A 1,004-nucleotide genomic window follows, 5' to 3' on the forward strand; every position below is an offset into this window, starting at 1 on the left:
GCTGCTCAACCAAAGCATCATTACCCTGCAGTACCTTACTTCAAACTAATTCAACGACAATGAAAACGATTATTTTTTTCGCCGGCCTGCTCATCTTCTTTGGCTGCAGTAATACAACGGAAACCAACGGAGATGGATCGGCTTCCGCCGCCGATAGCGGAAATATATTGGAACTCACGGACGAACAGCTGAAATCCATTCCGATTTCCGCTACTACCTTACAAGAAAGAATCCTTACCCATACCCTCAAGCTGAACGGGAAAGTGGATGTACCGCCACAAAATCTGGTATCGGTAAGCAGTGCGTTGGGGGGGTACGTAACCTCTACCAAGCTCTTACCGGGCATGCATTTCAAAAAAGGCGAACTATTGGCCGAGATGGAAGACAACCAGTACATCCAGTTGCAGCAGGACTACCTGACGGCCACGGCCCAGCTGGAAAACAGGAAGGCCGAATACGACCGCCAAAGCGAATTGAACCGAAGCAAGGCAAGCAGCGACAAAGTGTATCAGCAGGCAAAAGCCGATTACGAAACGCTGCTCATCTCCAAACAGGCATTACAAGAGAAATTGACGTTAATCAACATCCGGCCGGACAAGGTATCGGCTGGAAACATCAAACGGACGGTCGGCATTTTCGCTCCGTTTGACGGTTATGTTACACAGGTATTCGTGAACGTCGGCAAATATGTTTCTCCTTCCGATGTATTGTTCGAGCTGGTCAATCCCCGCGACCTGCACCTGAACCTGAAGGTTTTTGAGAAGGACTGGGAGAACGTGAAAATCGGACAACCGCTTATCGCTTATACCAACAGCAGTCCCGAAAAGAAATACCACGGCAAGGTTATCCTGACCGGGAAAGCCATTTCCGAAGAACGGGCGGTTGAAATCCACGCCCATTTTGACAACCCGGATCCGCAGTTGATTCCGGGATTGTACATGAACGCCGAACTGGAAATTCCCGATGCGCAAACACCTGCCCTGCCCGAAGAAAGCATCGTCAGT

Annotated in this window: 1 protein-coding gene; it reads left to right on the forward strand. The window is 49.7% G+C overall.

The genetic code is table 11. The features are described 5' to 3' along the window. Window positions 1-59: 59 nt before the first annotated feature. A partial coding sequence (locus IEX60_RS24730; protein WP_188754068.1) for an efflux RND transporter periplasmic adaptor subunit occupies window positions 60-1,004 on the forward strand: 945 nt, incomplete at its 3' end.

Origin of the sequence: Parapedobacter defluvii, from assembly GCF_014642075.1 — a bacterium.
GTDB lineage: Bacteria > Bacteroidota > Bacteroidia > Sphingobacteriales > Sphingobacteriaceae > Parapedobacter > Parapedobacter defluvii.